Origin of the sequence: Streptomyces sp. NBC_00691 (assembly GCF_036226665.1) — a bacterium.
Classification (GTDB): domain Bacteria; phylum Actinomycetota; class Actinomycetes; order Streptomycetales; family Streptomycetaceae; genus Streptomyces.
Window position 1 is genome coordinate 2,411,002 of sequence record NZ_CP109007.1, and the last position, 26,483, is coordinate 2,437,484.

Annotated in this window: 25 protein-coding genes and 1 pseudogene; 18 read left to right on the plus strand and 8 right to left on the minus strand. The window is 73.5% G+C overall.

Annotated features, from left to right (window positions below):
* The first annotated feature begins 8 nt into the window (after nt 1-8).
* Nucleotides 9-752: a TetR/AcrR family transcriptional regulator gene (locus OG392_RS10825; RefSeq protein ID WP_329278016.1), complete on the plus strand. Its 744-nt coding sequence runs from the start codon at nt 9-11 to the stop codon at nt 750-752.
* Here OG392_RS10825 and OG392_RS10830 read toward each other — a convergent pair.
* On the minus strand, nt 724-1,227 hold the full coding sequence (locus OG392_RS10830) for a GNAT family N-acetyltransferase (RefSeq protein WP_329278018.1): 504 nt from the start codon (nt 1,225-1,227) through the stop codon (nt 724-726). The genes OG392_RS10825 and OG392_RS10830 overlap by 29 nt on opposite strands.
* A gap of 39 nt (nt 1,228-1,266) precedes the next feature.
* On the opposite strand from OG392_RS10830, the gene OG392_RS10835 reads away from it, so the two are divergent.
* The gene (locus OG392_RS10835; RefSeq protein ID WP_329278020.1) at nt 1,267-2,187 is read left to right on the plus strand and encodes a TIGR01777 family oxidoreductase; all 921 of its coding nucleotides are present in this window, start codon (nt 1,267-1,269) and stop codon (nt 2,185-2,187) included.
* A 237-nt stretch (nt 2,188-2,424) separates the two neighbouring features.
* The gene (locus OG392_RS10840; protein WP_329287194.1) at nt 2,425-3,777 is read left to right on the plus strand and encodes an NAD(P)/FAD-dependent oxidoreductase; all 1,353 of its coding nucleotides are present in this window, start codon (nt 2,425-2,427) and stop codon (nt 3,775-3,777) included.
* Nucleotides 3,778-4,062: 285 nt separating this feature from the next.
* Here OG392_RS10840 and OG392_RS10845 read toward each other — a convergent pair whose 3' ends face one another.
* Complete coding sequence (locus OG392_RS10845; protein WP_329278022.1) at nt 4,063-5,580, minus strand: regulator; 1,518 nt, start codon at nt 5,578-5,580, stop codon at nt 4,063-4,065.
* Between the two features lie 335 nt (nt 5,581-5,915).
* On the opposite strand from OG392_RS10845, the gene lipB reads away from it, so the two are divergent.
* From lipB to OG392_RS10865, 4 genes are all read left to right on the plus strand, one after another.
* The gene (gene lipB, locus OG392_RS10850; protein WP_329278024.1) at nt 5,916-6,725 is read left to right on the plus strand and encodes a lipoyl(octanoyl) transferase LipB; all 810 of its coding nucleotides are present in this window, start codon (nt 5,916-5,918) and stop codon (nt 6,723-6,725) included.
* A 124-nt stretch (nt 6,726-6,849) separates the two neighbouring features.
* Entirely contained in the window at nt 6,850-7,821 is a 972-nt protein-coding gene (gene lipA, locus OG392_RS10855; RefSeq protein WP_329278025.1) for a lipoyl synthase, read from the plus strand.
* A 265-nt stretch (nt 7,822-8,086) separates the two neighbouring features.
* Entirely contained in the window at nt 8,087-8,302 is a 216-nt protein-coding gene (locus tag OG392_RS10860) for an SCO2195 family GlnR-regulated protein (RefSeq protein WP_030208220.1), read from the plus strand.
* Between the two features lie 10 nt (nt 8,303-8,312).
* A complete protein-coding gene (locus tag OG392_RS10865) occupies nt 8,313-9,017 on the plus strand; it encodes a DUF4191 domain-containing protein (protein ID WP_329278027.1) in 705 nt (234 codons plus the stop codon).
* Between the two features lie 99 nt (nt 9,018-9,116).
* Here OG392_RS10865 and OG392_RS10870 read toward each other — a convergent pair whose 3' ends face one another.
* Nucleotides 9,117-9,584 carry an RDD family protein gene (locus OG392_RS10870; RefSeq protein ID WP_329278029.1) on the minus strand — a complete coding sequence of 156 codons (468 nt, stop codon included), beginning with the start codon at nt 9,582-9,584 and terminating at the stop codon, nt 9,117-9,119.
* Nucleotides 9,585-9,806: 222 nt separating this feature from the next.
* On the opposite strand from OG392_RS10870, the gene glnA reads away from it, so the two are divergent.
* The 3 genes from glnA (at nt 9,807) to OG392_RS10885 (ending at nt 13,378) form a co-directional block, all read left to right on the plus strand.
* The gene (glnA, locus tag OG392_RS10875) at nt 9,807-11,231 is read left to right on the plus strand and encodes a type I glutamate--ammonia ligase (protein WP_329278032.1); all 1,425 of its coding nucleotides are present in this window, start codon (nt 9,807-9,809) and stop codon (nt 11,229-11,231) included.
* Between the two features lie 234 nt (nt 11,232-11,465).
* Nucleotides 11,466-12,191, plus strand: a complete 726-nt coding sequence (locus OG392_RS10880; RefSeq protein WP_329278034.1) for a tRNA-dependent cyclodipeptide synthase — start codon at nt 11,466-11,468, stop codon at nt 12,189-12,191.
* On the plus strand, nt 12,188-13,378 hold the full coding sequence (locus OG392_RS10885) for a cytochrome P450 (protein WP_329278036.1): 1,191 nt from the start codon (nt 12,188-12,190) through the stop codon (nt 13,376-13,378). The genes OG392_RS10880 and OG392_RS10885 overlap by 4 nt, the downstream gene beginning before the upstream one ends.
* Before the next feature lie 56 nt (nt 13,379-13,434).
* On the opposite strand, the gene OG392_RS10890 is transcribed toward OG392_RS10885, so the two are convergent.
* A complete protein-coding gene (locus OG392_RS10890) occupies nt 13,435-13,710 on the minus strand; it encodes a hypothetical protein (RefSeq protein WP_266965272.1) in 276 nt (91 codons plus the stop codon).
* 148 nt (nt 13,711-13,858) lie between these two features.
* On the opposite strand from OG392_RS10890, the gene OG392_RS10895 reads away from it, so the two are divergent.
* Nucleotides 13,859-14,218, plus strand: coding sequence for an arsenate reductase family protein (locus OG392_RS10895; RefSeq protein ID WP_329278039.1), 360 nt, complete (start codon nt 13,859-13,861; stop codon nt 14,216-14,218).
* A 64-nt stretch (nt 14,219-14,282) separates the two neighbouring features.
* On the opposite strand, the pseudogene OG392_RS10900 reads toward OG392_RS10895, so the two are convergent.
* Nucleotides 14,283-15,133 (minus strand): annotated as a pseudogene (locus tag OG392_RS10900) (alpha/beta fold hydrolase); the annotation flags it as partial.
* Between the two features lie 74 nt (nt 15,134-15,207).
* Here OG392_RS10900 and OG392_RS10905 point away from each other — a divergent pair.
* Together OG392_RS10905 and pdxR are read left to right on the plus strand one after the other, a co-directional pair.
* On the plus strand, nt 15,208-15,642 hold the full coding sequence (locus OG392_RS10905) for a MarR family winged helix-turn-helix transcriptional regulator (RefSeq protein ID WP_329287196.1): 435 nt from the start codon (nt 15,208-15,210) through the stop codon (nt 15,640-15,642).
* Nucleotides 15,639-17,045, plus strand: a complete 1,407-nt coding sequence (gene pdxR / locus OG392_RS10910) for a MocR-like pyridoxine biosynthesis transcription factor PdxR (protein ID WP_329278040.1) — start codon at nt 15,639-15,641, stop codon at nt 17,043-17,045. The genes OG392_RS10905 and pdxR overlap by 4 nt, the downstream gene beginning before the upstream one ends.
* On the opposite strand, the gene OG392_RS10915 is transcribed toward pdxR, so the two are convergent.
* Nucleotides 17,035-17,970 carry a Gfo/Idh/MocA family protein gene (locus OG392_RS10915; RefSeq protein ID WP_329278041.1) on the minus strand — a complete coding sequence of 312 codons (936 nt, stop codon included), beginning with the start codon at nt 17,968-17,970 and terminating at the stop codon, nt 17,035-17,037. The genes pdxR and OG392_RS10915 overlap by 11 nt on opposite strands.
* Before the next feature lie 242 nt (nt 17,971-18,212).
* Between OG392_RS10915 and OG392_RS10920 the strand changes: the two genes are divergently transcribed.
* The 4 genes from OG392_RS10920 to OG392_RS10935 all read left to right on the plus strand — a co-directional run bounded on the left by OG392_RS10920 (nt 18,213) and on the right by OG392_RS10935 (nt 22,986).
* On the plus strand, nt 18,213-19,622 hold the full coding sequence (locus OG392_RS10920) for a hypothetical protein (protein ID WP_329278044.1): 1,410 nt from the start codon (nt 18,213-18,215) through the stop codon (nt 19,620-19,622).
* Nucleotides 19,619-20,839: an ARPP-2 domain-containing protein gene (locus OG392_RS10925; RefSeq protein WP_329278046.1), complete on the plus strand. Its 1,221-nt coding sequence runs from the start codon at nt 19,619-19,621 to the stop codon at nt 20,837-20,839. Before OG392_RS10920 ends, OG392_RS10925 begins: the two co-directional genes overlap by 4 nt.
* A gap of 138 nt (nt 20,840-20,977) precedes the next feature.
* Nucleotides 20,978-22,009, plus strand: a complete 1,032-nt coding sequence (glnII, locus tag OG392_RS10930) for a glutamine synthetase (RefSeq protein ID WP_329278047.1) — start codon at nt 20,978-20,980, stop codon at nt 22,007-22,009.
* Nucleotides 22,010-22,437: 428 nt separating this feature from the next.
* Nucleotides 22,438-22,986, plus strand: coding sequence for a winged helix-turn-helix domain-containing protein (locus OG392_RS10935; protein WP_329278048.1), 549 nt, complete (start codon nt 22,438-22,440; stop codon nt 22,984-22,986).
* A gap of 22 nt (nt 22,987-23,008) precedes the next feature.
* On the opposite strand, the gene OG392_RS10940 is transcribed toward OG392_RS10935, so the two are convergent.
* Both OG392_RS10940 and OG392_RS10945 read right to left on the minus strand, forming a co-directional pair.
* Nucleotides 23,009-24,454 (minus strand): PepSY-associated TM helix domain-containing protein, encoded by a 1,446-nt coding sequence (locus tag OG392_RS10940; RefSeq protein WP_329278050.1) that lies wholly within the window; start codon nt 24,452-24,454, stop codon nt 23,009-23,011.
* Nucleotides 24,455-24,505: 51 nt separating this feature from the next.
* Nucleotides 24,506-25,141, minus strand: a complete 636-nt coding sequence (locus OG392_RS10945) for a hypothetical protein (protein ID WP_329278052.1) — start codon at nt 25,139-25,141, stop codon at nt 24,506-24,508.
* 242 nt (nt 25,142-25,383) lie between these two features.
* On the opposite strand from OG392_RS10945, the gene OG392_RS10950 reads away from it, so the two are divergent.
* A complete protein-coding gene (locus OG392_RS10950; protein WP_329278054.1) occupies nt 25,384-26,385 on the plus strand; it encodes an NAD-dependent epimerase/dehydratase family protein in 1,002 nt (333 codons plus the stop codon).
* Nucleotides 26,386-26,483 lie beyond the last annotated feature (98 nt).

Sequence of the window (26,483 nt, forward strand, 5' to 3'; positions counted from 1 at the left end):
CCTGCACAATGTGCATCATCGGCAGTCGCAGGCGTACGCTTCGTACGGTGAGCACCAAGCCCGAGGGCGCCACGCCCCCCACCCGGACGCTGACGGAGCGCCGCAAGGCCGCCACCCAGCTGGACATCGCGCGCGCCGCCGCCGAGCTCTTCACCGAGCACGGCCCGGACGGCACCACGGCCGAGGACATCGCCCTGCGGGCCGGGGTCGCGCTGCGCACCTTCTACCGGTACTTCCGCTCCAAGCAGGACGCCGTGGCCCCGCTCCTCGCGGGCGGCGGCGACCGCTGGCGGGAACACCTCGCCGCGACGGCCGCGCCGGTCACGGGTGCCGCCGAGCCGGGCGCGGGACTGCCCGAGGCCCTGGAGCGCTCGATCGCCGCCTCCCTGACCCCGGCGGACGCGGCGGCCGAGGAGGGCCTGCGCTGGACGCGCGGACTGCTGCGCGCCGCCGCCGAGGACCCGGCCCTGCGGGCCGTCTGGTACCGGGTCAACCAGGAGTCGGAGGAACGCCTGCGCGAGGTCGTCGCCGGCCTCGCCGGGCCCGGCGCGGACCCGCTGGAGGTACGGCTCGCGGCGGCGGCCGCCACGGACGCCATCCGGATCGCCCTGGAGAGCTGGGCGGAGACGGACGCGCCGGTTCGGGGCGGAGGCGCCCCGGCGGAGCTCGCGGTCCGGTGCCTGCGTGAACTGATGGGCGGGATGCGGCTGCTGAACCCGGACGTCAGCGAAGGGTCAGCGACCGGCCCATGAGGACGTCGTCCACGTACTCCCCGGCCAGGAACATCTCCCCCGGCAGCACGCCCTCCACCGCGAAGCCCTCGGAGGCGTAGAGCGCGCGGGCCGGGGCGTTGTGGCCGAGCACCCGGAGGGTCATGCGGACGGCGCCGTCCGCCCGGGCCCTGTCCATCGCGGCCCGCAGCAGCGCCCGCGCCACGCCGTGTCCCCGCGCCGCCTCGGCGACCACGAGGCCCTGGATCTGCCGCACGTGGGCGGTGGCGGCGAGCGGGGTCGGCGGCACCACCCGGATGTACCCGACGATCACACCCTCGCGCACGGCGAGGAGGTAGTCGCCGGGCAGGTGGCGCTCGTCGAAGAAGGGCTCGTACGGCGGGACCGGGGCGGGCAGCACCGCGTGCAGCGTTGACCAGGCGGACCGGTCGAGTGCCGCGAGTGCGGCGTCGTCCGCGCGTTCGGCGGTACGTATCAGCGTCTCCGGCACGATCATGACCGCCACTGTGCCACGCACCCCGCCCGGGAGGGCAGGATGGTGTCCATGCAGCGTTCCGCCTCTCGCAAGCGCGTCGCCGTCACCGGTGCCTCCGGGCTCATCGGCTCCGCCCTCGTCCACTCCCTGCGCGCCGACGGCCATGACGTGGTCCGGCTCGTCCGCCGACCCGCCCGGACCGCCGACGAGGTCGAATGGGACCCGAAGCGGCTGTACGTGGACGCCGCCGGGCTCGTCGGCGTGGACTCCGTCGTGCACCTGGCCGGCGCCGGGGTCGGCGAGCGCCGCTGGACCGAGGCGTACAAGAAGGAGATCCGCGACAGCCGCGTCCTCGGCACGACGGCGATCGCCCAGGCCCTCGCCTCCCTCGCGGAGCCGCCGGAGAGCCTGGTGTGCGGCACGGCGCTCGGCTGGTACGGGGACACCGGCAGCCGCGCGGTCGACGAGAGCGCCCCGGCGGGCACGGGCTTCCTGCCCGAGGTCTGTGTGGAGTGGGAGGCCGCCGCGGCCCCCGCCGAGGAGGCCGGCATCCGGGTCGCCTACGCCCGTACCGGCCTGGTGGTGGCACGGGAAGGAGGGGCGTGGGGACGGCTGTTCCCCCTCTTCCGGGCCGGCCTCGGCGGACGGATGGGCGACGGCCGCCAGTACTGGTCGTTCATCTCCCTCCACGACGAGGTGGCCGCCCTGCGCCATCTCGTCGACACCCCGGCGCTCTCGGGCCCGGTGAACCTGACCGCCCCCGAGCCGGTCACCAACCGCGAGGTGACGGCGGCGATGGGACGGGTACTGCGCCGGCCGACCCTCTTCACGGTGCCCGCGTCCGCCCTGAGGACGGTGCTCGGGGACTTCGCCGAGGATGTGCTGGGGAGTCAGCGGGTGCTGCCGGGGAGGCTGTTGGAGACGGGATTCGACTTCGCCTTCCCGACGATCGACGACGCGATCCGGGCGGCCGCGCGCTGAACTCCGCGCCGCTCCTCCTCCTGCGCTCCCCCTCCGTGCTCCCCCGTGCCGCACGCACCCCGGTGCGCGCGGCTGGCACCCGTGGGAGCGCTGCCTAGGCTCGACGAGAACGGCGAACTCGGGCATTCCGGAGGCTCGTTGGGGGCATAGGCCTCCCACCGGCCGCGCCGACCTGGGGAGGGGCACGTGCTCAACAGCGCAGACAGCGCAAGGACCGCACAGCGTACGGACGTCGACGTGGATGCCGACGTCGACCTCGGCATCGCGCACACCGTCGATGTCGTCATCGTCGGAGCCGGGGTCGCGGGACTCGCCGCGGCCCGCCGGCTGACCGACGCCGGGCTCTCCGTGGCCGTCCTGGAGGCGGAACCCCGCGTCGGGGGCCGGATGGCGACCGAGGCCGTCGACGGCTTCCTGCTCGACCGGGTCGGGCCGCTGCTCACCCTGTCGTACGAGGAACTCCGGGCCGTCCCGGGGCTCGACGGCCTGGTGCTGCGGCCGTTCGCACCGGGGGTGCTCGTGCACAGCGACGGCCGGTACGCGCGGTGGGGCGCCCCGCACCCGCGCCGGACGGCCGCCGGGCCCCGGAACGCGGGGCACCGGAGCGTGGGGGGAGCGTTCAGCGTGGCGCGCGCCCTCGCGAGCGCCCCCCGGCATCCGGCCGCCTCGCTCGACCAGGCGCGGCTCGGCGCGTCCCTCGTCCGGCTCGCGGCGACCCCGACGCAGCGGATCCTGGCCCGTCCCGAGCGGACCGCGCGCGAGGCGCTGACCGCGCGGCTGCCCGTCCGCACCGTCCAGGGCGTACTGCGGCCGCTGCTCGCGGCGCTCCTCGGCGACCCGGACCTCGGCATGTCGAGCCGTCGCGCGGACCTGGCACTGCGCGCCTTCGCCCGGGGCCGGCTCGCGGTGCCCGAGGGCGGAGCGGCCGCGCTCCCCGAGCGGCTCGCGGCGGCGCTGCCGCCGGGCACGGTCCGGACGGGGGTCCGGGTCACGGAGGCGTCGATCTCGCGGGTGACGACGGCGGAGCACGGGGTGTTCCGGTGCCGGTCGGTCGTCCTCGCGACGGGGGCGCGGACGGCCGCCGAGCTGCTGCCCGGTCTGCGCCGGCCCGCCTTCCACTCCGTGACGGTGCTGCACCACACGGCGCCGGTGGCCCCGACGGCGGACCCGACCCTGCTCCTGGAGGCCGACCCGGGCGGGCCGGTGGCCCACACGGCGGTGATGAGCGCGGTGGACCCGGGGCGGGCGCCGGAGGGCCGGACGCTGATCACCTCGACGCTGATCGGGACGCCGCCGGACGACACGGAACGGCGGGTCCGCAAGCACCTCGCGACGCTGTACGGCACGTCGACGGACGAGTGGGAGCTGCTGGCCATGCGCCACACACCGGACGCGGTCCCGTCGATGCCCCCGCCGCACGACGCGCACCGCCCGGTCCGCCTGCTGGCCGGCCTGTACGTCTGCGGCGACCACCGCGCGACGGGCACCCCCCACGGCGCCCTCACCTCGGGCCACCGGGCGGCCACGTCCCTCCTGACGGACCTGGGCCTGCGCCGGGGGACGGAGGAAGGCGGGGTGGAGGCGGCGTAGGGGCCGCCGCCCCCTCATTGTGGGCAACTGTTCCGCTGGGGCGGAACGGGTGGGCACAACGGACGGTGCCCCGTGCCGGGCCTAGGCTTCCGGGCCTGGACCCGCACCCCGGGTGCGACGCGCAAGGGTGCGGGCCGGGTACAAGGGGCGGAGGCGCCGCCAAGCGCGCCGTCCCATGTGCCCACCCGTCCCGCCCCGCGGGACGATTGCCACACGGAGGGGCTGTCGGCCGCGGGCTGCGCCGAGTGAGGGCGGGGCAGGGCCCCGGGGTGGGGCCCCGTGGGGTCAGCCGATGGCGGCCACTCGGTCCCTGTACGTGCGGGCCGCCGCCGCGTCGCGGTACGGCTCCAGGCGGCGTTCGAAGTCGCGGACGTACTCCACCGCCCTCGCCGACCGCATCTCCGACGCCTGCTGCGCCGCCTCCGCCCCCAGCGCGCACGCCTGGTCCAGTTCCCCCAGGGCCAGTCGTGAGGTCGCCAGGACCACCCGGCAGAAGAGGCGGCTGCGGGCGAACCCGGGGGCCCGGAGCTGGAGGGCGCGTTCGGCGTGCTGGGCGGCCGGCCGGTACTGCTGGAGGTCGCGGTGGCAGTGCCCCAGCTCGTCGGCCAGCTGCGCCTCGTCGAACATCCGGGCCCAGTACGGCACCTCGTCGCCCGGCCGCGCCGCCTCCAGGGCCCGCTCGGCCCGTACGAGCGAGGCGCTGCACGCCCGCGCCTCGCCGAGCACCGCGTGCCCCCGCGCCTCGACCGCGTGCAGCATCGCCTGGACGACCGGCGGCGCGGCCGGACCGACGCCCTGCTGGGCGACCCGGGCGAGCTGTACGGCCTCCCGTCCGTGGCCGAGGTACACGGCCTGGCAGCTCATGGTGAGGAGCACGTACGAGCCGTACGCCCGGTCACCCGCGGCCTGGGCGAGCCGGAGCGCCTGGACGAAGTAGCGCTGGGCGAGGCCGTGCGCGGCGATGTCGTACGACGTCCAGCCGGCGAGCCGGGTGAGGTCGGCGGCCGCGGCGAAGAGGCGCCGCCCCACGGACTCGCCGTACGTGCCGCGCAGCATCGGCTCGGCCTCGTGCTCCAGGTAGCGGACGAGGGCCTGCCGGGCGTGCCCGCCGCCGTAGGCGTGGTCGAGCGCGCGGAAGAGTTCGCCGACGGACCGCAGGGCGGCGATGTCCCCGCTGGAGACCCGCTGGCCGGGCCCCCGGTCCGTACCGCGCTGCCGGGGCACGGAGAAGCGGCCCTGGGGCGGCACCCGGGGGTCGTGGACGAGCCGGGGGTCGTGGGCCGTGCGGCCCTCGGCCATGCCGGCGGCCGCGGCCGCCGTCGCGGACCGGGGGCCCTGCGGCGCGTCCCCCCGCGCCACCCGGTCGTCGGCGCGGCCGATCAGCCAGTCGCGGCTGGGCACGACCAGACCCGCCGGGGTGAAGGCGATCTTGCGGAGTTCGGCGTGGCTGCCTGAGTCCTTCCGCCAGAGTCCGCTGACGATGTCGACCGCTTCCTCGGGGGTCGCCGCGAACTCCAGGCCCGCGTAGACGGGCGCGCAGGCGTCGAGGCCGAGATCCTGGGCGGAGAGCCGGCGGCCGAGGCGACGGGTGAAGACCTCGGCGATCAGCGCGGGCGTGGTGCCGCGCGGCTGCTGGCCGCGGAGCCAGCGGGTCACCGAGGTCTTGTCGTACCGCAGGTCGAGTCCGTGTTCCAGACCGAGCTGGTCCACCCGTCTCGCCAGGCCCGCGTGGGAGAACCCGGCTTCGGCGATGAGCGCGGCGAGCTGGCGGTTCGGGATGCGCTGCGGTGGTCGTTCCGTCATCAGCTGTGCGGTCTCCTGCCTTCCGGGTCCCGGCGGCAGCCCCGTCGGACCCTCATGGAACGGCGTGAATTTAGCGGTCCTCACGGCCCGTACCGCCACCTTCGCCCCACATTCATCCGATCGTGTGAGGATTGACGGCATCGCTGACGTAGGCGTCCCCGGCCATCTGCCGGAGGACGCCCCGGACGCCCGCCGGACGCGGTCCCCGTCCACCTGCCGGAGGTCCGCCCCCGGCACCGCCGTACAGTGGCATGGGCGCGAATGACGCATGGTGCCGCAACGGCCCGGGATGATCCCCGGATTCCGGCCCCCGGCACCCAGGAGGAGGCATGGCCGTGAGTGAGCTGCGATTCGTCCGCCTTGGGTTCGGCGAGGAAGCCGTCGACTACCAGGTGGCCTGGGACAAGCAGCGCGAAGTGCACGCCGCGCGGTTCGCCGACGAGACCGACGACACCTGTCTGCTCCTCGAGCACCCGCCGGTCTACACGGCCGGCCGGCGTACGGCGGAGAACGAGCGCCCGCTCGACGGGACGCCCGTGGTGGACGTCGACCGCGGCGGAAAGATCACCTGGCACGGCCCCGGCCAGCTCGTCGGCTACCCGATCATGAAGCTGCCCCGCCCGGTGGACGTCGTCGCGCACGTGCGCCGGCTGGAGGAGGCGCTGATCCTCACCGCCGCCGAGTTCGGCGTGGAGACGAGCCGGGTCGAGGGCCGCAGCGGGGTGTGGGTGCTCGGCGATCCCGTCGAGCGGCGGCCGTCGCTCGGCGGCCTGTCCCTGGACTTCGACCCGCGTCTGAACGACGAGGAGTTCGACCCCCGCCTGAACGGCCCCGAGTACGCCCCGTCCAACGCCGGCCAGCGCCGCGAGGACCGCAAGCTCGCCGCGATCGGCATCCGGGTCGCCAAGGGCGTCACGATGCACGGCTTCGCCCTGAACGTGAACCCGGACAACGCCTGGTTCGACCGGATCATCCCCTGCGGCATCCGCGACGCGGGCGTCACCTCGCTCGCCAACGAGCTGGGCCGCGACGTCACGATCGAGGAGGTGCTGCCAGTGGTGGAGAAGCATCTGCGGGCGGTCCTGGAGCAGGCGGAGCTGAGGCCGCGCGAGATCGAGCGTCCGGTGGAGACCGCCTCGGTCTGAGGACCGCCCGGGAGCACCCGCAGGAATGCAGGGCGCTGGCCAGAGGTTGGCCAGACGTAGTAAGGCATGGGAAGCAACGGCGTACCCTGGTGTGCGCCGAAGAATCGAAGCTACAGGAGCCGATGTGTCCGCAGTCGCACCCGACGGACGCAAGATGCTGCGCCTGGAGGTCCGGAACGCCCAGACCCCCATCGAGCGCAAGCCCGAGTGGATCAAGACGCGGGCGAAGATGGGGCCCGAGTACACGAAGATGCAGAGCCTCGTGAAGAGCGAGGGGCTGCACACGGTCTGCCAGGAGGCGGGCTGTCCCAACATCTTCGAGTGCTGGGAGGACCGCGAGGCGACCTTCCTCATCGGCGGTGACCAGTGCACCCGGCGCTGCGACTTCTGCCAGATCGACACGGGCAAGCCCGAGGCGCTGGACCGGGACGAGCCGCGCCGCGTGGGCGAGTCCGTCGTCACGATGGACCTGAACTACGCCACCATCACGGGCGTCGCGCGCGACGACCTGGAGGACGGCGGCGCCTGGCTGTACGCGGAGACCGTGCGCCAGATCCACCAGCAGACGGCGGAGCGCGCCGAGGGCCGCACCAAGGTCGAGCTGCTCGCGCCCGACTTCAACGCGGTGCCGGAGCTCCTGGCGGAGGTCTTCGCCTCCCGCCCCGAGGTCTTCGCGCACAACGTGGAGACGGTGCCGCGGATCTTCAAGCGGATCCGTCCGGGCTTCCGCTACGAGCGTTCGCTGGACGTGATCACGCAGGCCCGTGACTACGGTCTGGTCACGAAGTCGAACCTGATCCTCGGCATGGGTGAGACCCGCGAGGAGGTCAGCGAGGCGCTCCAGCAGCTGCACGACGCGGGCTGCGAGCTGATCACGATCACGCAGTACCTGCGGCCCTCCGTCCGGCACCACCCCGTGGAGCGCTGGGTGAAGCCGCAGGAGTTCGTGGAGCTCAAGGACGAGGCCGACGCGATCGGCTTCTCCGGTGTCATGTCGGGCCCGCTGGTTCGTTCGTCGTACCGCGCGGGTCGCCTCTTCCAGCAGGCGATCGAGAAGCGACGTGGCGCCGTCGACAACGCCACGCAGGCTGTGTGAATCGGATCACAAGTGGTTACCGGCCAGTATTGACCGGATCGGACGCGGCTCGTACGGCCCCGCAGCTCAGCGGGGATGTACGGGCCGCGTCGGTGTCTCCCGGTCCCTCCACATGGCCGCATCAACGTTTCATCAGTGTTTGACCACCGGGTCACGCCCTGGTAACACCAGTCTGTGAGCCTGGTTTCACTCACCGCCACGACTCGCTCACATCCCGCCCGTACCCCCCGCCTCGTCTCATCCGCAATCGAGGGAGGACCCCGACATGCCGGCCGCATCGACGCACGTCCGCGTCACCGCGATCCCGTCCGTCACCGACGCCCTGAAGGCCGTGGAGGCACTGCTCCTCGGCGCCGGGCAGCGCACCGCCCGGCGCAACGCCTGGAACTCCGTCCTGGAGGACCGCCGCCGCGCCAAGGACCGGGTCGAGGCCCAGCACGTGATGGAGGTCGCGTCGGGCCGGACTTCCCGGGCCACGTAAACTTCAGGACATGGCGAGGAAGGCAAACACGGGCAGCGCTGACGCTGCGAACCAGGGGCGGCTCAAGCAGATCGCCCTCACGTACAAGATGACCCGAAAGGCTGACCCGAAGGTCGGACTTGTCGTCGCAGGCGTGGGCATCGTCGTACTCGGTGTCCTCCTCGCGATCGGCTTCCTGATCGGTCACCCGGTCTACCTGGGCATCCTGGGCCTGGTCCTGGGGCTCCTGGCGGCGGCCATCGTGTTCGGGCGGCGCGCCGAGCGCGCGGCCTTCGGGCAGATGGAGGGCCAGCCGGGCGCTGCCGCGGCGGTCCTGCAGAACGTCGGGCGCGGCTGGACGACGACCCCCGCGGTCGCGATGAACCGCAGCCAGGACGTCGTGCACCGGGCGGTCGGCCGGGCCGGCATCGTGCTGGTGGCGGAGGGCAACCCGAACCGGGTGAAGCCGCTGCTCGCGGCCGAGAAGAAGCGGATGAACCGCGTCGTGGTGGACGTGCCGGTCACCGACATCATCGTCGGCGACGGCGAGGGCCAGGTGCCGCTCAAGAAGGTCCGTACGACCATGCTCAAGCTGCCTCGGGTGCTCACCGGCCCGCAGGTGACGGTGGCCAACGACCGGCTGCGGGCGATGGGTGACCTGATGAGCAACATGCCGCTGCCGAAGGGTCCGATGCCGAAGGGCATGCGGATGCCGCGGGGCGGAAAGATGCGCTGACGCGCCCGACCGGAGGCGATCGCCTCCAGAACTGCTTCATGAGGAAGGCCCCGGACCGTGTGACGGTCCGGGGCCTTCCTCATGAAGGGGTCCAGGCGGTCAGATACGGACCTGTACGGCGCCGGAGAGACGGTCGTGGAGGCCGCGGCCGTCGCGGTCCCAGATGAGGGCCGGGATCGCCAGACAGACGAGCAGGGAGCGGAGCGCCACGCGCGGGAGGGCGAGGCGGCCGCCGTTCACGGAGACGACCCCGAGGCCGAAGAGGCGCTTTCCGGGGGTCGAGCCGACGGTGCCGACGGTCAGCACGCTCAGGACGAGCAGGATGACGAGGGCCCAGTTGCCGGTGGCCTGGTTGTAGCCGTCGGTGATCAGGCCGTATGCGATCAGGGTGCAGAGGGCCCAGTCGACGGCGAGGGCGCCGAGACGGCGCCCGGGGCGGGCGATCGAACCGGGGCCCTCCTCGGGCAGCCCCAGCTGCTGACCGCGGTAACCGAAGTCGACGCCTGCGTCCTCGGCCGCCGCGCGGGGGCCGGAGAGCCAAGATCCGAGTGCTTGCCTGTTGTCCACCCGACCACGGTACTGCGCCCGTTTTTGATCACTTCGGCCCGGGTCGTCGAAGGGTGTCGGGAAGCGCGGCGACACCCACCTCGGTTAACTTCGACGAAACAATTGGGTCATGCTTGAGAAATCCCGTCTGCCTATGGTCGGGTCCAGCGTGTGCCACCGCACTGGCCGCACGAACCAGCTGCAAACCCCGCCCCTCCCCGGGCCGGGAGTAGGAGGAGTGGGATGTCCGAGACGCACGGGTTCCAGAACGCCGACGAGGTCAAGAAGTTCATCCAGGACAACGACGTCAAGATGGTCGACGTCCGCTTCTGCGACCTTCCGGGCGTGATGCAGCACTTCACGATCCCGGCGACGGCGTTCGACCCGTCGGAGGAGCTCGCCTTCGACGGTTCGTCGATCCGCGGCTTCCAGGCGATCCACGAGTCCGACATGTCGCTCCGCGCCGACCTGTCGACGGCCCGCGTGGACCCCTTCCGCCGCGACAAGACGCTGAACATCAACTTCTTCATCCACGACCCGATCACGGGCGAGCAGTACAGCCGTGACCCGCGGAACATCGCGAAGAAGGCCGAGGCGTACCTCGCCTCCACGGGCATCGCCGACACCGCGTACTTCGGCCCCGAGGCCGAGTTCTACGTGTTCGACTCGGTGCGCTTCGAGACCTCGGCGAACCAGGGCTTCTACCACATCGACTCCGAGGCCGGCGCCTGGAACACCGGTGCGGAGGAGAACAACCGCGGCTACAAGGTCCGCTACAAGGGCGGCTACTTCCCGGCCCCGCCGGTCGACCACTTCGCCGACCTGCGCTCGGAGATCTCCCTGGAGCTGGAGAACGTCGGCCTGCAGGTCGAGCGCCAGCACCACGAGGTCGGCACCGCCGGCCAGGCCGAGATCAACTACAAGTTCAACACGCTGCTCGCCGCGGCGGACGACCTGATGCTCTTCAAGTACATCGTGAAGAACGTCGCCTGGCGCAACGGCAAGACCGCGACCTTCATGCCGAAGCCGATCTTCGGTGACAACGGCTCGGGCATGCACGTCCACCAGTCGCTGTGGACCGGCGGCCAGCCGCTGTTCTACGACGAGACCGGCTACGCGGGCCTCTCGGACACCGCCCGCTACTACATCGGCGGCATCCTCAAGCACGCCCCGTCGCTGCTCGCCTTCACCAACCCGACGGTGAACTCGTACCACCGCCTGGTCCCGGGCTTCGAGGCGCCGGTCAACATGGTGTACTCGCAGCGCAACCGCTCCGCCGCCATGCGCATCCCGATCACGGGCTCGAACCCGAAGGCCAAGCGCGTCGAGTTCCGCGCGCCGGACCCGTCCTCGAACCCGTACCTCGCCTTCTCGGCGCTGCTCCTCGCGGGCCTCGACGGCATCAAGAACAAGATCGAGCCCATGGAGCCGATCGACAAGGACCTCTACGAGCTGGCTCCCGAGGAGCACGCCAACGTCCCCCAGGTCCCGACCAACCTCGAGGCCGTCCTCACCGCCCTGGAGGAGGACAACGAGTACCTCCAGGCCGGTGGCGTCTTCACCTCGGACCTGATCGAGACCTGGATCGACTACAAGCGCACGCACGAGATCGCCCCGATCCAGCTGCGCCCGCACCCGCACGAGTTCGAGCTCTACTTCGACCTCTAGGCCGTACCGCGCGAGCGAGGTCCTGTCGAGGCCCGTCGTCCCCTTCGGGGGGCGGCGGGCCTCGCCGTTTCCGGCCAAGATCACAGAAGTGCGAACAGGTGACGAACTCTCGTGCGTACCTACGAGTAGGGGGTTCACGCTCCGCGACCGGCCGATAGCTTGTCGTCGTCGCCGCCGCCACACCCGGAGCACTGGGCTCCGCTGGGACTAGCTGGCGCGATGAGGACTGCCGACGTGACCCAGGCGGCTTTCGCCCCTGCAGAGACGCTCCGACTCCAGCCGTACACCGATCACTGCCGCGTCATCGCCGACGAGGGCGCGCACGTGGTCATCGGCGTCTCCCCGGGAAACAGTTATTTCACCGCCCAGCGACTGCGCGAGCTGACGCGCTGGGGCTTGGACCACTTCGACCAGGTCGATCTCGTCTACACCGATCTCCATGTCTCCGACATGTACGAGGCGCTGGGGTACGGGGTCGACGAGGCACGACGGAAGGCCGTCAAGAACCTGCGGGGGGTGCGGGCGAAGGTCGGCGCGGCCGCGGCCGAGGCGGATCCCACGGGCGTACGGGTACGGGCCCGCGGGATGTCGGAGTTCGGCGACGTCCCGGCCTACCGCGAGCTGCACCGCACGGTGCTCGACGCGGTGGCGGCGGACCCGGTGGTGCGCGCGACCTGTGACGCGCTGACCGGGATCTTCCTGGCCGGGAAGCTCGCGCCGGGTCAGCGGACCGACGAGCGGCAGCGGGAGGTGTGCCGGGCGTACATCTGCGCCGAGGTGCCGCTGTTCCTGGACACCCCCGCGATCCTCGGGGTCCCGTCCTCGCTCAACTGCTACCACCAGGCCCTGCCGCTGGCCGATCTCCTGTACGGCCGGGGGTCCGGGCTCCGGGCCTCGCGCAACCAGGGCCACGGCATCCTCACCCCCACCGGAACCACTGACCCGGGAGCCACGCGATGAGCGTCGCCGTCGAGACCCTGCCGGCCTTCCCCTTCGACTGGGACGGGACCCGGCTGCCCGCCGAGATCGAGGAGCTGCGCACCGCGCCGGTCCGCAAGGTCCGGACGATCGCGGGGGCCGAGGCCTGGCTGGTGTCCTCGTACGAGCTGTGCCGGCAGGTCCTGGAGGACCCGAGGTTCAGCCTCAAGGACACCTCGGCGCCGGGAGCGCCGCGGCAGTACGCGCTGACGATCCCGCCACACGTGGTGAACAACATGGGCAACATCACCGGGGCCGGTCTGCGCAAGGCCGTCATGAGGGCGATCAACCCGAAGGCGCCCGGTCTGGAGGAGTGGCTGCGGGCGAGGGCCGGGGCGCTGGTGGACGCCATGGTCGCCGAGGGGGCGCCCGGGGAGCTGCGGGGCGCCTACGCCGATCCGTACTCGGCGGGACTGCACTGCCGGATGCTGGGCATCCCGGAGGAGGACGGGCCGCGGCTGCTGCGCAGTCTGGACGTGGCCTTCATGAACGCCCCGCGCGAGATCGAGGCGGCCCGGCTCCACTGGGACCGGGACATCGCGTACATGACCGAGCGCCTCGACGATCCGGCGACGGGTGGGCTGATGGCGGAGCTCGCGGCGCTGCGCGAGGATCCCGACTACGCCCATCTGACGGACGAGATGCTGGCGACGGTGGGCGTGACGCTCTTCGGCGCCGGGGTGATCTCCACCGCCGGGTTCCTGGCGATGGCGCTCGTGTCGGTGCTGACCCGGCCGGACGTGCGGGAGGCGCTGACCTCCGGCACGCACGGGGTCGCCGGGGCGATGGACGAACTGCTGCGGGTCAACCTGTCGATCGGTGACGGGCTGCCGAGGCTGGCCCTGGAGGACGTACGGCTCGGCGAGGTCGAGGTGCGGGCCGGTGAACTGGTCCTGGTGCTGGTGGAGGCCGCGAACCACGATCCGCGGCACTTCCCGGACCCGCTGGTCTTCCGGCCGGGCCGGGAGAACGCCGCCGATCACCTCTCCTTCGGCGGCGGGCGGCACTACTGCCCCGCGACGGCGCTCGGCAAGCGGCACGCCGAGATCGCCCTGGAGACGCTCCTCGACCGGCTGCCGGAACTGCGGCTCGCGGTACCGGTCGAACAGCTGGTGTGGCGCACCAACTTCATGAAGCGGCTCCCCGAGCGGCTGCCCGTGGCCTGGTAACCGGCGGGATCCCGTGGCGGCGCTGCCCGGCCGTGGCCGGGCAGCGCCCTCCGGCGTCAGCGGCCGTAGCGGATCATGGCGCGGACCATGCGGCAGGTGGTGTCCGACGGCGGGTGGATGCCGAGGTGGTGGGCCGTGGTGCGTATCGTCGCGTTCGTGGCCTTCGACGGGACGTAGACGCCGGCGTCGAGGAGGGCGATCGCGAGGCGCATGGCCTTCAGTCGGCGGTTGTGCGTCACGTACCACTCGCGGGGGCGGCCCGCGGGGAGCGGCTTCTTCCGGAGCGGCTTCCAGGGTTCGAGGGACGGTGTCCGGATCACGGCGAGAGCCATGGGCTACCTCCTGGCGAACGGCGGGGCGCGGGCCCTCCCCGGGACCCTCACCTTCACCCCCCATTTTAGTGGCCCCCACTGACAATCGCCCCTGGCCAGAGGGGATTTGGGGGGTGGTGGAGAGGGCTCTGGGGGGTACCGTGGGGGCATGGAGATCTGGATCAATCCCGCCTGTTCCAAGTGTCGCAGCGCCCTCACCCTCCTCGACGCCGAGGGCGCCGACTACACCGTGCGCCGCTACCTGGAGGACGTGCCCTCCCCCGACGAGATCCGGCAGGTGCTGGACCGGCTCGGTCTCGAGCCGTGGGACATCACGCGGACGCAGGAGGCCGTCGCCAAGGAGCTCGGGGTGAAGGACTGGGCCCGCGACGCCGGGAGCCGGGAGCGGTGGATCGAGGCCCTCTCGGCTCATCCCAAGCTCATCCAGCGGCCGATCATCACCGCGGAGGACGGCACGGCCGTCGTCGGCCGGTCCGACGAGGCCGTACGGGACGCGCTCTCCCGCTAGGGGGTGTCCCGCCGGAGTCGGCGTTCTCCTGCCGGGGCGCCCTCTCGCCCGGACCCCAGGGCTCCAGGAAGTCCGTGAGGGCGGTCAGGGCCTTCGGTGGCAGGGTCGCCGGGAGGGTGTGGTGGGTGGCCCCCGGGACGAGTTCCGTCCGCAGGCCCAGCGCCGTCGCCGTCCTCGCCGCCTCGCGGGCGTCGTGCGTCCGGCTGCCCTCCGCCAGGAGGACCAGGGCCGGCGGGCGGAGGGCCGCGAGCGCCGCGGCGGTCGGGCGGGGTCCCGTGACCGGGCGGAGGCGCGGGAGTCCCGCCGCCAGGGTGTCCAGGCGGCGCACCCGGGGGTCGTGGTCCGCGCCGCCCGTCTCCCACGCCAGGAACGCCGCCGTCCGCGCGGCCGTCGGGCGCAGCAGCGTGGGCAGCGCCCGCAGCAGGTAGCCGGGGCGGAAGCCGGCGAAGCAGCCGGTCGGGTCGAGCAGCACGAGACGGTCGGTCCGGTCCGGGGCCGCCAGGGCGTACCGGAGCGCGATCCACCCGCCGTACGAGTGGCCGCAGAAGGCCGCCGACGGCAGTCCGAGGCCGTCGAGCACGGCGTCCAGCCAGGCCGTCAGATCGACGGCCGTGCGGATCGGGCGGCCGTCGGTCCTGCTGCGGCCCGGGCCGCCGACCAGATCCACCGCGTGCACCCGGTGCGTGGCGCCGAGCGTGGCAGCCGTGGTGCGCCAGGAGCGGCGGTCGACCCGCCGCCCGGCAGGAGGAGGAGCGGCGGGCCGTCCTCGGCGCCGTGGTGCAGGAGGTGCGTGGTGCCGTAGGGGGTGGGGAGTTCCGAGGTCGTCGTGGGGTGCGGCCAGGTCGCGAGCAGGTCGTCGTAGGCGGAGCCGAAGGCGGAGACGTGGGCGGTGTCGGAGGTTCGGGGCGTGGGCATGGCCTGGTCCTCTCGTTCGGCGATACTCTCGCTCAGCGAGATAATAGGAGGACGCGGTGGCCGAGTCACCCGAGATGCTCATCTTTCATCTGCTGCGCGAGGTCACCGTCGAATACGGCCTCCGGCAGGGCGAGTTCGCCGCGCGCAACGGTATGCACCCCACCGACGTACGGGCCCTGATCTGCCTCCTCGACGCCGAGCGCGCCGGCACCGACGCCACCGCCGGATGGCTGGGCGAGCGGCTCGGCCTCAACTCGGCCGGTACGACCGCCGTCGTCGACCGGCTCGAACGCCTCGGCCACGTCGCCCGCGTCCGGGACACCCGCGACCGGCGACGCGTGCTCCTCACCGTGGAGGACCGGGCCAAGGAACTGGGGCGCGCCCACTTCGGGCCCCTCGTCGAAGGGGCCGTCGCTCTGCTCGGCGGGTTCGAGGAGGGCGATAGGGAGGCCGTACGGCGGTTCCTGACCGGCGTACGGGACCTCATGAGCGGCGGTGAGAAGGCGTGACCGCCGCGGACCACGGCGGGCTCGGGGTCGATCTGCACCTGGAGCTGAGTGCCGCCGGCGGGCGGCGGGCCGTGCTCATCGCCGCCCTGCGCGAGGCCGTCCGCGGCGGGCGGCTGGCCCCGGGGACCCGGCTGCCGCCCTACCGCTCGCTCGCCGCCGACCTCGGCATCGCCCGGAACACGGTCGCCGACGCCTACGCCGAACTCGTCGCCGAGGGCTGGCTCACCTCCCGCCAGGGCTCCGGCACCCGGGTCGCCGACCGGGTCGCCGCCCCCGCCCCCGGGCCCGCGCGGACGGCCGCGCCGCCCCCGCTCCCGTACGACCTCGTCCAGGGCAGGCCCGACCCCGGCGCCTTCCCCCGCACCTCCTGGCTGGCGGCGGCCCGGCGGGCCCTGACGGCCGCGCCGCACGAGGCCTTCGGGATCGGCGACCCGCACGGCCGGACCGAACTGCGCCTGGCGCTCGCCGAGTACCTCGCGCGCGTGCGGGGCGTCCGCACCACCCCGGACCGGATCGTGGTCTGCTCCGGCGCCGCGCACGCGCTACGGCTCCTCGCGCGCGTGCTCGGCCCCGGGGGCCCGTGGGCGGTCGAGGCGTACGGGCTGCCCTTCCACCGCGGCCTGCTCGCCGAGGCGGGGGTCACCACCCTGCCGGTGGGCGTCGACGAGGACGGGGCGCGGGTCGCCGACATCCCGGACCACGCGCGCGCGGTGCTGCTCACCCCCGCCCACCAGTTCCCCACGGGCGGGCCGCTGCACCCCGGGCGCCGGGCCGGGGTCCTGGAGTGGGCACGGGCCCGCGGCGGTGTGGTGATCGAGGACGACTACGACGGGGAGTTCCGCTACGACCGGCGGCCGGTGGGCGCCGTCCAGGGCCTGGACCCCGAGCGGACCGTCCTCGTCGGCTCCGTCAGCAAGAGCCTCTCCCCCGCCCTGCGGATCGGCTGGATGTGCCTGCCGTCCGCGCTGGTGGACCCGGTGGTCGCGGCGAAGGGCCAACGCGAGCCGTACGCCTCCGCGACGGACCAGCTGACCCTCGCGGACCTCCTCGCCTCCGGCGCCTACGACCGGCACGTCCGGCGGATGCGGCAGCGGCACCGCGGGCGGCGCGACCGGCTGACGGCGCTGCTCGCCGACCGGGTCCCGGCGGTTCGGGTGACGGGCATCGCCGCCGGACTGCACGCCGTCCTGGAACTGCCCGCCGGCACGGAACGGGCGGCCCTCGCCGCGACGGCCCGGCGCGGGGTCGCGGTGGAGGGCCTGGCCCCTTACCGCCATCCCGACGCCACGGACGCGGAACGTCCGGACGGCCTGGTCGTCGGCTACGCCACGCCGCCGGAGCGGTTGTACGGGCAGGCGCTGGAGGCGCTGTGCGACGGGCTGGCCGAGGCGGTCAGGTCCTGAGGGCCGCCGCCGACCTCTCCGCCGCCTCGGCCGCTTTCGCCTCCGCCGTCGTCAGGATCTCCGTGAGGCGGAGACCGAAGCGGACGTCGCAGGCGTCGGGTTCGCCCGTGCGGGCCGCGCCGGTCAGGGCGTCCACCGCCGCGCCGAAGGCCCCCACCGCCCCGTCCCAGCGGGGCAGTTCGGCCCGGCCCCCGGTGCCGTACAGGGTGAGGGCGGCCTCCGACGCCTCCGGCGGTGCGCTGAGGGTGAGGGTGGCGGTGCTGCTCGCGCCCGAGGCGTGGCGGAGCACCAGGTGATGGGTGTCCGCCGGGCCCCGCACGGCGGTGATCTCCGTGACGTCGCCGAGGACCGGGAGGAGGACCGACAGGACGTGCGGGCCCACGTCCCACAGGCCCCCCTTCTCCCGGCGCCAGGGGGAGGCCGCGTACTCGCTGCTCGAACCGGTCCCGTAGAGCGAGCCCAGCCAGTGGGCCTCGCCCAGGAACCAGCCGCCGGCCGCCGTCTGTTGCTCGATCCAGCGGGCCGTCGGCTCCGCGAAGCGGAGCGTGCAGAAGACCACCGAGGCCACGCCCGCGGCGTCCACGGCGTCGGCCACCTCCCGCGCCCCGGCGACCGTCGTCGCGACCGGCTTGTCGAGGAGGACATGGCAGCCGGCCTCCGCGGCCCGGACCGCCAGCGGGGCCTGGACGTCCGGCGGAAGCGCGAGTGCGACGGCGTCGCTGGCCGCGAACAGCGCGTCCACGTCGTCGTACGCGCGCGTGCCCGACGCGGCGGCGAGCGCGGCCGCGGCCTCGGGGCGTCTGCCCCACACGCCGCTGAACTCGACCCCCGGATGGCCCGCCAGCGCGGGGGCGTGCGTGTGACCGGCCCAGGGGCCGGTGCCGAGGAGTCCGATACGGGGCTTCGCGCCCAGCTGCTTCGCCATGCCCCCAGTCTGCCGGGTGACTCCGACAACGGGACTCGGCGGATCCGCCCGTGCCCGCCGCGGAGGCACCCGCGGCCCTCCCCGAAATCCGCTCGCGTCCCTCCCCCCGCCCGGTGTTAGCGTTTCGGGGCCGGCCGCGGGACTTCGGCGCGACTTCCGGAACCTGCCTCTGAAGCAACGTCTTCGCTGTTCGTGCCCTCATTCCCCGGCCGGCACCCACGCGGTACGAGAAGGAGAGAACCGTGTCCGAGCTCGTCGCCGCCGAGGACGTGCTCCTCTTCGTCAACGCCGCCGTGACCGCCACCGGCCAGCGCGAGTTCCGTTCCTCCGCCGCCGAGCAGCGGTTCTCGCTGCGCTTCGTCCACGAGTACGTACGGGTCAACTACCGGCCGGTGTACGCCGCGGCCCTCGCGCTCGACATCAACCACCACAACGCCGCCCTCATCGTCGAGCGGCTCCTGCGCACGGCCGACGAGGCGGGCGGGCCCGAGGAGAAGCGTGCCGAGGGGCGGCTGATCGGGGCACGGCTCGCGCTGCTGCCGCCGCAGCGGGTCTACCGGCTGTTCCGCACGCTGCGCGCCGCCGGGGTCAACAACCGGCGTACGCGCGCGATCGTGCGCGCGTGGCTCGCCGCCCGCCCCGATCCCGCCCTGGACGCCGTGAAGTACCGCAGCGGTCTGAAGGCCACCCTGCGGCACGTCCACGGGCGGCTGCCCGACCCCGAGACCGGGGACTTCCTCTTCGCGCCGGGGCGCCGGGTCCGGTACGAGAACGCGACGCTCGACGCGTTCCGCCGCGCCCGCTACGAGCAGGGCGCGCTGTACGAGCTGCCGTTCACCGTCGCCGAGGGGTTCGCCGCCCGGCACGGCGTACCGCGCGCGGTGTTCCTGGAGCGGATCGCGCCCCGGATGACCCGGCTCGAACAGCTCAGGACCGAGCGGGCCGCCGATCTGTCCGTGATGCCGCTGACCCGGCTCGCCCTGTACGTCCTCTCGCTGCCGTTCGGCGAGCGGGTGGAGCGGCGGGCCGAGCTGACGGGTGCGCTGCGGGCCGCCGCCCGGCGCGCGGCGGGGCCGTACGCGGGGAGCTGGGGGCGGGTCACGGCCGTGCTCGACGACAGCTTCTCCTCCTCGGGTTCGGCGGTGAAGCGGCGCCGCCCGCTGGCCGTCGCGCTGGGCTGCCACCACCTCCTGGAGGCCCTGGCGGCGCCGGGGGCGTACACCCCGCTCTGGACCTCGGGCGGCGACGACCCGCTGCTCGTCCGGCCGTACGGGCCGACCCCGCTGGGCATGCGCGTCCTGGACGGCCTGGAGACCGGTCCCGACCGTCTGGTGATCGTCTCGGACGGCTGGGACAACGCCCCGCCGGGGCTCGCGGGCGAGGTGCTGCGGGTGTGGCGGTCGCGGCTGGATCCGGAGCGCCGGACGAGCGTGGTGCACCTGAACCCCGTATACGACGCGCAGGGTTTCGACGTGCGCCGGCTCGCCCCGGGCGTGCCGGCCGCCGGCATCCGGGACGCGGAGGATCTGGCGGCGCTGGTGGAGATCGCGCAGTTCGCCGAGGGGCGGACCGGGTTCGCGGAACTGCGGGCCTATCTGGACCGCCGGGTGGAGCTGTTCCTGAGGGCGGCGGAGGAAGGGGGACGGGCATGACCCGGATCGATCTGACCGGGCTCGACGTCCGGCCCGCGCAGGTGTGGGGCGGGGTACGGCTGGTGCCGCTGGTGCGGTCCGAGCCGGTTCCCGGGCTGCGGCTGCACCGGGAGGTCTACGGCGCTCTCTGCGCGGTGGACCTGCCCGACCGCACGACCTACACCTCGTACGTCCCGCACGGGTTCGTCGCCGACTGGACGGGGGCGGGGTCGGAGGCGGAACCGGCGCCGGGGGCGGTCCGGGAGTCCGCCGCGTACGGGACCCGGCTCGGTGGCGGAGGCGCCGGGCGCGGCGCCCGTGACCGCGCCGAGACGGCGGACTGCGTGCCCGTGCGCCGGATCCACCGGATGGCCAGGCGTCGGCGCGACAGGGACGGGCGCGCCGCGTCACGGCTCCGGTTCCTGCCGCTGCACCTCGCCCTGGAGGGCTATCTCGCCCTGCACTTCGGCGGTCCTCCGATCGTCTGGGACGAGTGGTCGCACGAGGCGGTCCGACACGGCCTCTCGCCGCGCGCCGAGGCGGCGTACGCGGGGTGGAGCGTGCCCGGGCTCACGGAGGCGCTGCGGATCTTCGAGGTCCACCCGGGCCAGTGCGGGCTGCTCCTGTACGTGGCCGACGCGCTGGCCGCGGCCTTCGTGGTGCCGCACCCGGACGACTACCGCCTGCTGCACCCGACGCTCGTCGAGGACCTGTACGGGGAGCTGGTCCACCAGTACGCGTACTACGGCGGGCCGGTGCCCGAGTTCACGGCGCGGATCCGGGACGGGGCCGGTGGCATCCGTACCCTCGCGGACCTGCGGGCGGCGGCGCGGGAGCAGGAGCGGGCCTGGGCCGTGGCGCACGACGGGATCATGGCGCGGGACCTCCTGGAGACCTCGTACGCCTTCGAGCGGGCCTACCGGGCCGGGCCGTTCGATCTGCACCGGTTCCTGCCGCCGTTCGAACGGGGCGGGCGGGAGCAGCACATCGGGGAGCTGATCACCGACCGCAAGGGGCGGACGGCCTATCTGAAGACGTTCCGGCTCTCGGAGAACCAGATCCGGAAGGGGTACCTGCTGCGGCGGCTGGCCGACTGCGACTGGCACCTGGGGCGGACGGCGGAGGCCCTGGGGACCTCGTACACGGAGGTCGTACGGCGTGTCCGGAGCGCGGGTCTCGACTCCCTCCTGAACGCCCACGTGGTCGCACAGCGGCTCCGCGAAGATCGGGAAAGCTGAGTAACACGGGGTTCACATTCGGGCAACCGACGGGAAATCCCGTGTTGCGAAGCTGCGACCGGACACAGACACCGCAGCTTCTCGCAGCGCCGCGAGCCGCCGCGACACCCGCAGCAGCACGCCCAAAGGATGAGGCCCGTGACCTTCAAGGCTGAGTACATCTGGATCGACGGCACCGAGCCGACCGCGAAGCTCCGCTCGAAGACGAAGATCATCGTGAGCGGGGGCGCCACGCTCGGCGAGCTGCCGATCTGGGGCTTCGACGGTTCCAGCACGAACCAGGCCAAGGGCCACGCCTCGGACCGTGTCCTCAAGCCGGTCTTCGTCTGCCCGGACCCGATCCGCGGCGGCGACGACGTCCTGGTGCTGTGCGAGGTCCTCAACACGGACATGACGCCGCACGACTCCAACACGCGTGCCGCGCTGGCCGAGGTCGCCACGAAGTACGCCGCTCAGGAGCCGATCTTCGGCATCGAGCAGGAGTACACCTTCTTCGAGGGCACCCGCCCGCTCGGCTTCCCGGTCAACGGCTTCCCGGCCGCGCAGGGCGGCTACTACTGCGGCGTCGGCGCGGACGAGATCTTCGGCCGCCCGATCGTCGAGGCGCACCTGGAGAACTGCCTCAAGGCCGGTCTCGGCATCTCCGGCATCAACGCCGAGGTCATGCCGGGCCAGTGGGAGTTCCAGGTCGGCCCGCTGGCGCCGCTGGAGGTCTCGGACCAGCTGTGGATCGCCCGCTGGCTGCTGTACCGCACGGCCGAGGACTTCAACGTCTCCGCGACGCTGGACCCGAAGCCGGTGAAGGGCGACTGGAACGGCGCGGGCGCGCACACCAACTTCTCGACGAAGGCGATGCGCGAGGGCTACGACGCGATCATCACCGCCGCCGAGTCCCTCGGCGAGGGCTCGAAGCCGCTCGACCACGTCAAGAACTACGGCGCCGGCATCGACGACCGTCTGACGGGTCTGCACGAGACCGCCCCGTGGGACCAGTACTCCTACGGCGTCTCGGACCGCGGCGCCTCGGTCCGCATCCCGTGGCAGGTCGAGCAGGACCAGAAGGGCTACATCGAGGACCGTCGCCCGAACGCGAACGTGGACCCGTACACGGTGACCCGCCTCATCGTGGACACCTGCTGCGAGGCCCTCGAGAAGGCCGGCCAGGTCTGATCCGCACGTCGTCACGCCGAGAGGCGCCCACCGTTCGCGGTGGGCGCCTCTCGGCGTTCGCGGCGGACTCCCCGCGGCGCGGAACGGGGCTCCTCCCGGGGTCCTGATCCGGGTGGCCCTCCCGGCATGTGGGAAGCACGACACGGGGTTTGGCCGGTGAAGGGGTCGTCGGGGGCATTCCCTTCTGGTTCAATAGGGATATGGCCATCACACAGAACGACACCGCGACGGGTCGTCACGACCTCGAGCCGTTCTGGCCTTCCCGGCAGCACCACGACTTCGACCGGGTGTGTTGCCGCGCGAGGAACGCGTCGGCCCTCTAAAGCCCCGATCGGCTCCGTCCGGTCCACGGCCTTCGGCCGACGCGCACGACGTTCGACGTACGACTCCTGTCCGTCCGTTCCTCCGCGCGAAAGAGCTGACTTCCCATGGCGCAGACCGCTCACAGCACCCCCACCGCCGTTCGTCCCGGCCGTCATCGGCTGCGTGCCGTCGATCCCGACGAGGTCGTCGACTTCGCGCAGGTCGCCGACTTCCTGCCGCCCGGCGCCACCCTGCTGCCCGCTCCCCCGCACACCCTGCCGACGCTGCCGGGCCGGCCGCCGATGGTCGGGTACCTCGTGCTCGTGCCGGCCGACCAGCAGCCTCGGCTGCCCGTCGCCGCCCCCTCGCCCGTCCCCGCCGCGGTGGAGGACCAGGGGCCCGTGGCCATCGACGGCGTCCAGCGGATCGCCGTCGTGGACGGGCAGGCGCTCGACCTGACATATCTCGAGTTCGAGTTGCTGGCCCATCTGGTGGCGCACCCCCACCGGGTCCACACCCGCGACCAGTTGGTCACCACCGTGTGGGGGTACGGCCACGTCGGCGACGGGCGGACCGTCGACGTGCACGTGGCCCGGCTGCGGCGCAAGCTGGGCGCCGAGCACCGCCACACGATCCAGACCGTGCGGCGGGTCGGCTACAAGTACACGCCCTGACCGGGCGGTTCGGCGGGCTCGGTCAGCCCGCCCGCACCGTGCCCCTCGCCCTGGACACCAGTCCCAGGGCGAGGTCCGCGGCCAGGAACAGCAGCAGGCTGATGCCGAGCAGCGGGACGAACCACCCCACGACGGCCGTCACCGCGGCGAGCGGGAGCAGCATCGTCACCGGGACCTTCCGCCAGGCTCCGCGGGGCGCCGGGCGGCCGGGGCGGCGCAGCCACCACATGCGGTAGCCCCACAGGATCAGCAGGATCAGGGCGAGCGCCAGGACCGCGAGGGCCAGCTGGTTGAACAGGCCCAGGAACACGCCCATGTGCGCGTCGATGCCTATCCGGGTGAGCTTCGCGAGGAGCGGGTAGTCGGCGAAGCGGAGCCGGTCGAGGACCTCGCCGTCCGCCGGGTCCAGCGCCACCGAGTCCAGCTGGAGCGGGAACTGCGCGTCCGTCTCCCTGATCACGTACCCCTTGCCCTCGCCCGGCAGGATCACCGAGATCCTGGGGCTGTCGATGCCGGCCGCGCGGGCCGTCTCCAGGGCCTTGTCGAGGCCGATGTCCGGGCCCTGCGCGGTGGTGCCGCCGGTGTGGCCGCCGCCGTGGCCCTCGTGTTCCGAGGAGCCGCCGGCCGCGCCGCCGACGGTCGCGGTGAGCGTGGGCGTCGCGCCGCCGAGACCGTCCTGGACGACGCCGATGTTCTCGCCCGCGTACCGCGACCAGGTCAGGCCCGTCGCCGACAGCAGGACGAGTCCGGTCACCGCCCACAGACCGACCGAGCCGTGCCAGGACAGCGTGCGGCGGCGCGAGGCCGGGCCGCCCTCCGGCACGAACAGGGCACGGCGGTCCCTCCGGCGCCGGCCGAGCCACAGCAGCAGTCCGCCGAGGGCGATCACCCAGAGCCAGCTGGCCGCCAGCTCGCTGTAGTTGCGGCCGATGTCGCCGAGGTGCAGATCACGGTGGAGACCGTCGATCCAGGTGCGCAGCGGGAGGGCGCCGGAGCTTCCGTAGCTGGGCAGCCGACCGCGTACGTCCCCGGTGTACGGGTCCACGAAGACGGCCAGTGAGGTGCCCTCGGGAACGTCCGGGTCGGCCATCAGGACGCGGGTGGTGGCGCCGGGCTCTGCGCCGGGCCAGACGGCGGTGACGGTGCCGTTCGGGTTGGCCTCGCGGGCGATGTCCACCTGCTGGGAGAGCGGCAGGGTCGTCTCGCCGACGGGGACCTCGAGCTCGTGCGCGTACACGACCTTCTCGGCCTGGTAGGAGAGCGCGTAGAGCAGACCGCTCGCCGCGGCCACGAGGAGGAACGGGGCGACGAGCACGCCCGCGTAGAAGTGGAGGCGGAGGACGAGGGGGCGGAGGGCGCTCCAGATTCCCGCCTTCTGCGGGGTGGACGGGGTGGCGGGTGTGGCCGGGGTGCGTTGCGACGGTGGCGCCTCGGGAATTTCCGGGCGTGCGGGATCGTCGATGGTCATCGTGGTGACTGTCCTTGGAGTCGTTGCAGACAGGGGGAAGGGACCCCCGGGTCAGACGTGTGCTCCGAGGGTCGTGGCGCGGGGTACGGACAGCCGGGGCGGGCCGCGCCGGGACAGGGCGTGGGCGAGGACGACGGTGTGCGGGCGGTGGGCGCTCCGCCGGGCCCGCCGGGCGGGGCGGCGCGGCGCGTCGGGGACCCGCACGCGCGCGAGGAGCGGCCGCAGGGGGGTGAAGGCGTACGCGAGGGCCGCTCGGGCGAGCGCGAGGAACGCCGCCTCGCCGTGCGCCAGCCAGAGGCCGCAGAGGAGCGCGGCGAGGAGGTGGGCGGCGAGCATGCCCGTGGTCATGTCCATGGACATGGCGCCGCCGGCGCTCATGTCGTGCGCGCCGGCCGTGCCGTGCGTCCCGGCCATGCCGTCGGCGCCCGTCGTCCCGTGCATCGCGTGCGCGCCGGCCGGCATCCGCGTACCGGCCGTCCCGTGCGGCACCGTCGCCGCCGGATGGCCCGTGTCCCCCGCCCGGGAACCGGCGAGCGAGAAGAGGAGGTGCAGGGCGCCCTGGAGGACGAACAGGGCTCCCGCGATCGTCGGGGCGCCCCGGCGCCGGCCCGCGGCGGCCCACGCGGCGGCGGCCGTCACGGCGAAGGCGCCGAGCAGAGCGAACACCGGAAGCTGATGCGCAGACATGGACGAATGCCCCACGGCGGCCAGTGTCACGCACACCACCGCGAACAGGGCGGCTCTCACCGCGCGCAGGGGCGACCGGGCATCCGTCATCCCCGTCATGGTGTCACCCGTCCCCACGGCACACGAGACCCCCTCCCGAACCGGTGACGTTCCTCCCGGACCGATGACCTTCCTCCCGTGGCGGAATCCTCCGGCAGCGAAAAACCCTGGCCCCGCGGGACACCACCGGGCACGCTGCGATCATGAAACTGCTGATGCTCGGAGGTACGGAATTCGTCGGCCGCGCGGTCGTCGAGGCGGCGCTCGCCCGGGGCTGGGAGGTGACCGTCTTCCATCGCGGCCGGCACGCGGCACCGGCGGGGGTCACCTCGCTCATCGGCGACCGCACGACCGGCCCCGACGGTCTCGCCGCGCTCGCCACGGGTTCCTGGGACGCCGTCGTGGACACCTGGTCCGCCGCGCCGTCCGCGGTGCGGGACGTGGCGCGGCTGCTCGCCGACCGCGTCGGACGGTTCGCGTACGTGTCGAGCCGTTCGGTGTACGCGTGGCCGGCGCCGGCCGGACTCGACGAGGACGGCCCGCTGGTGGAGGGTTCGGCCGACGACGGGGACGTGCCGTACGCGGAGGCCAAGCGGGGCGGCGAGCTGGCCGCGACCGCCGCGTTCGGCGCGGACCGGACGCTGCTCGTCCGCGCGGGCCTCATCCTCGGCCCGTACGAGAACGTGGGCCGGCTGCCCTGGTGGCTGGGCCGGATCGCCCGCGGCGGCTCCGTCCTGGCCCCCGGTCCGGCCGCGCTGTCGGTCCAGTACGTCGACGTCCGCGACCTCGCCGAGTGGACGCTCGACGCGGTGGCCGCGGGACTCTCGGGGCCGTACAACCTCGTGTCGCCGCCCGGGCACGTGACCATGGGCGATCTGCTCGACGCGTGCGTGCGGGCCACCGGATCCGGTGCCGAACTCCGCTGGACCGAGCCGGAGGCGCTGGTCGAGGCCGGGGTGGCGCCGTGGTCGGAACTGCCCGTGTGGCTGCCGCCGGGCGAGATGTACGACGCGATGCACGCCGCCGACGTCTCCCGCGCCCTCGCGGCGGGGCTGCGCTGCCGGTCGGCGGCGGAGACGGTCGCGGACACCTGGGCATGGCTGGAATCGGTCGGCGGCACGGCGCCGCAGCGCCCGGACCGACCGCAGGTCGGTCTCTCCCCCGAGCGCGAGGCGGAGGTGCTGGCGGCGCTCGGGCGGGGATGACGGCACCAGGCGGTACCTGTCGATGTCCGGCAGAGCAGTGCAGTACCGGATCAAGTGTCTGGTACTGCCTGTTTCCGGTCGATCCATTACGGTCGACA